The sequence below is a fragment of the Streptomyces kebangsaanensis genome, assembly GCF_001906585.1.
Taxonomy (GTDB): Bacteria; Actinomycetota; Actinomycetes; order Streptomycetales; family Streptomycetaceae; genus Streptomyces; species Streptomyces kebangsaanensis.
Genome location: NZ_JUJA01000064.1, coordinates 9,420 through 13,449, shown reverse-complemented (window position 1 = coordinate 13,449; position 4,030 = coordinate 9,420). Strand labels below are relative to the sequence as shown.

The 4,030-nt window shown below is 77.1% G+C and carries 3 protein-coding genes and 2 pseudogenes; 2 read left to right on the top strand and 3 right to left on the bottom strand.

The window, feature by feature from the left end; genetic code table 11:
• Positions 1 to 966 (top strand): annotated as a pseudogene (locus RH94_RS09235) (regulator); the annotation flags it as partial.
• A gap of 193 nt (positions 967 to 1,159) precedes the next feature.
• On the opposite strand, the pseudogene RH94_RS42845 reads toward RH94_RS09235, so the two are convergent.
• The 3 genes and pseudogenes from RH94_RS42845 to RH94_RS09225 form a co-directional block, all read right to left on the bottom strand.
• Positions 1,160 to 1,440: pseudogene (locus tag RH94_RS42845) on the bottom strand (FAD-dependent oxidoreductase); the annotation flags it as partial.
• A 1-nt stretch (position 1,441) separates the two neighbouring features.
• Positions 1,442 to 2,577: FAD-dependent oxidoreductase (locus RH94_RS09230; RefSeq protein ID WP_234425643.1), on the bottom strand; the 1,136-nt coding region annotated here is incomplete at its 3' end.
• A 180-nt stretch (positions 2,578 to 2,757) separates the two neighbouring features.
• Positions 2,758 to 3,654 (bottom strand): TIGR01777 family oxidoreductase, encoded by an 897-nt coding sequence (locus tag RH94_RS09225; protein ID WP_073947144.1) that lies wholly within the window; start codon positions 3,652 to 3,654, stop codon positions 2,758 to 2,760.
• A gap of 71 nt (positions 3,655 to 3,725) precedes the next feature.
• Here RH94_RS09225 and RH94_RS42840 point away from each other — a divergent pair.
• Positions 3,726 to 4,030, top strand: a 305-nt coding sequence (locus tag RH94_RS42840; RefSeq protein WP_234425642.1) for a GNAT family N-acetyltransferase, incomplete at its 3' end; no start/stop codon positions are given.

The window sequence follows — 4,030 nt, the reverse complement described above, 5'->3', positions numbered from 1 at the left end:
GTGCCCGGAGTGCCCCGGCAGCGCGGCCGGGGCGCCCCGGGCCGGACCGAGCGCGAGGCGGGCCAGAAGGTCACCGCCGGGGACGTCGCCGCGCTGCGCTCGGTCGGCGAGCTGTTCCGCGCCCTGGACGACATGTACGGCGGCGGCCACGCCCGCCAGGCCCTGGTGCGCTACCTGGAGCACGAGTGCGAGCCGATGCTGCGCGGCACCTACGGCGAGCAGACCGGGCGCCGGCTGTTCGGGGCGGCCGCCGACCTGACCCGGCTCGCGGGCTGGACGTCGTACGACATCGGCGCGCACGGGCTCGCCCAGCGCTACTTCGTCCAGGCGCTGCGGCTGTCCCAGGCCGCCGGGGACCGGTCCTACGGCGCCCACACCCTGGTCACCATGAGCCGGCAGGCCGTCTACCTGGGGCACGGCCGGGAGGCGGTGCAGCTCGTGCGGGTGGCCCAGCAGGGGCTCGGCGGCTCGGCTCCGGCCGTCGTGCAGGCGCTGCTGCACGCCGCCGAGGCGCGCGGGCACGGCGTGCTCGGCGAGGTGCGCTCCTGCACCGCGTCCCTGGCGCGGGCCGAGCGCTGCCTGGAGGCCGCGCGGCCCGGGGACGAGGTGCCGTTCTGGGCGCGGTCCTTCGACGAGGCGCAGCTGGCCCACGAGTTCGGGCACTGCCACCGGGACCTGCAGCAGTACCGCGCCGCCGCCCAGCACGCCGAGCGCTCGCTCCAGCTGCGCGCCCCGGCGTACGCCCGCAGCCGCCTGTTCTGCCGGGTGGTCCTCGCGACCGCCCGGCTCGGTCTCGGCGATTTGGACCAGGCCTGCCGCCTGGGCGCCGAGGCGGCGGCCCAGGCGGCGGACATGCGCTCGGTACGGGCGCTGGAGTACGTCAGGGACTTCGAGCGGCGCCTGGAGCCGTACAAGGACGCCGCCCCGGTGCGCACCTACCGCGACAAGGTCGCGGCCCTGGGCTGACCACGGGGCCGCCGGGACGGTGTGTTCCGGTGGCCGGCCCGGGAGGGCCGCGGGGCGGGTGGTCGTGGCCCCGGCGCACCGGCCGACGGGCCCGGCGGAAGCCCGGTGGGGCGTGTGCGGGGTGCTGGTGGTGGCCGGGCGCGTGCGGGGCGTGGGTGGTCCCGCACCGCCGGAGTGGCGCGCCCGGCGTGGGTCAGGCGGCCGCGGCCCGCGGGGTCGTCGGGTGCGGGTCCGCGGTGTGCATCGGGCGGCCGGCCCGCAGGTCGGCCAGGATCGCCGTGGCGGCCCGGTGGGCCGAGTGCAGGGCGCCCTGGAGGGTGCTGGTGTCGCGGTGGTCGCCGCAGACGTACAGGCCCGCCAGCAGCCGTACCGGGCGGCGCAGGTCGTGCGGGGGGCGCATCGCGGGGACGGCCTCGGGGGTGTGGTGCACGGCCAGGGTCTCCCAGCGGGTGGTGGAGGTGCCGTAGAGGCGGGNCGGGACAGGTGGCGGCGTACGGCGGTGTCGACGTCGGGCGGGGGCGCCCCCAGGACCGTCGACGACACCAGGGCGCGGCCGTCGGGGGCGCGGGAGGGGTCGACGCGGCTGGTCACCGCCGTGTGGGCGACCGGGCCGCCGCGGTCCGCGTCGAGCAGCAGGTACCCGCCCGTCGCCGGGGGCTCGTCCGTCGCGTGGTGGACCACCGTCACCGGGTGGAAGTCCGGCACGTGCAGCCCGGGCAGCAGCTCGGCGGCGGCGCGCGCGTCGGTGGCGAGCAGCACGGCGCGGCAGCGGATCTCGCCGTGCTCGGCGGTGGTCACCGCGGTGGTGGAGACCGAGGTGACCCGGACGCCGGTGTGCACGGTGCCCGGCGGCAGGGTGCGCGCGAGCAGCTCCGGCAGGACCTCCGCGCCGCCCTCCGGCAGGCACAGCCGGCCGGACAGGAAGGCGTGCAGGGCCAGGTCCGCGCAGCGGCTGGACGTGGTGAGGTCCGGGTCGCACAGCAGGGCGGCCAGCAGCGGACGCAGGAAGCCGTCGACCGTGCGGGCGGGCAGGCCCCGGGCCGCCAGCGCCTCCCGGGCGGACAGCTCGGGACGGGACAGCAGGCGGTCGACGGGCGTGGCGGCGATCCGGGCCAGCGCGGAGCGCAGCCGGAGGGGCGCACCTCGGCCGAGCCGCCCGGAGGGCGGACCGCCGGGGAACGGCGCGGCGGCGCCCGGCACGTCACTCGTCCAGGGACGTACGCCCTGGCGGACCGCGGGCGGCCGGGGGGCGCTTGCCAAGGCGCGCACAACGTGAAGCGCGCTCCTCGCGCTCCCCCCGTGCGCCGGTGCGCCCGCGCGGTGGTGCCGTCCGTCGCTGTGCAGCAGGACCCCCGGCGCGAAGGGGCGCAGCACGAGCGCGTCGAGTCCCGGGCTCAGGACCGGATGGGAATACGCCGTGGACAGCAACTGTCCGATCCGGTCGAGCCGGAACCCGTCGACCTTCTCCGTCGACATGCGGCCGCCCACCCAGGGGGCGGCTTCCAGGACCGCGGTGGTCACTCCTGCGCCGGTCAGCCGGTGCGCCGCCGAGAGCCCGGCCACCCCGGCTCCCACGACGACGACATCCGCCTCATACGCGGGCTCAAGCACGTGCCCCTCCTCGAGGTTGCGCGGCAGGTGGGGCAGTGATGCCCTCAACCGGCTTGAGGAATACCCGAGTTCACATCGAGGTTAGGCCCGCGACCGGTCGGGAACGGTCGCACACGGGCAGGGCACGGTCGCACGGCGGTCGCACACGGTCCCAAGAGGTCGTCGCTGCCGTCACAGGCGTCACAGTGCCGCCCGTACGGCGTCCTCGATCCCCGGAAAGGCGAACGAGAACCCCGACTCCAGCAGCCGCTTCGGCACCACCCGTGCGCTCCCCAGCACATCCCCCGCCATCTCCCCGAGCACACCCCGCAGCACCGGCGCCGGCACGGACAGCAGCGTCGGCCGGTGCAGCACCCGGCCCATCGCCGCGGTGATCTCACGGTTCGTCAGCGGCTGCGGCGCGGTCAGGTTGACCGGCCCGGACAGGCTCCCGGTGTCGACGAGATGGCGCAGCGCGGCCACCTCGTCGTGCAGCGCGATGAACGACCAGTACTGCCGCCCGTCCCCGAGCCGCCCGCCGAGCCCGGCCTTGAACAGCGGGAACAGCCGCCCCCACGCCCCGCCCTCGCGGGCCACCACCAGCCCGGTGCGCGCGAACACCGTCCGCACGCCCGCCTCCCGCGCCGGGGCCGCGGCCCGCTCCCACTCCACGCACAGCCGCGGCAGGAAACCGTCCCCGGGCGGCGCGTCCTCGTCGACCACCCGGCCCCCGGTGTCACCGTAGAAGCCGATCGCGCTGCCGCTGACGAACACCCGCGGCGGCACGTCCAGGGAGGCGACGGCCTCGGCGAGCGCCGCCGTGCCCAGCACCCGGCTGTCCCGGATCTCCTGCTTGTACGCCTCGGTCCACCGGCGGTCGCCCACCCCCGCGCCCGCCAGATTGACCACCACGTCGCACCCGGCGAGCCCGGCCCTGTCCACGGACCGCCCGGCCGGGTCCCAGCGGACCTCGTCCACGCCGCGTGGCGCACGGCGCACCAGGCGCACCACCTCGTGCCCGTCCGCCCGCAGGGACCGCACCAGTGCACCGCCGATCAGACCGGACGCGCCGGCCACCGCGACTCGTGAACGCTCCATGGTCACCATCCTGCCGGGTGACCGCCCGGAAATCCTGTGGGCGCCGCCCGAGCGGCGCATAGGGTGACCCCATGCCGGTTCCGCTCATACGCCGTGCCAGGTACGACGACGAGGACGCCCTCGGCCGACTCGACCGCGAGACCTGGTCCCCGCTGCACTCCGTGATGCCGCGCCCCCAGCGGCCGTACGACCCTTTCTTCGGCGAGCGGGCCGGACCGGAGGACCACCTCGTCGCCGAGCTCGACGGCCGCCTCGTGGGCTACCTCCGCCTCGGCCGCGCCACCGGGCTCGCGTCGAACGCGCACGTGCGGATGGTCCGCGGGCTCGCCGTGGCCGAACAGGCCCGCGGCCGGGGAGTGGCCCGCGCCCTGCTGCG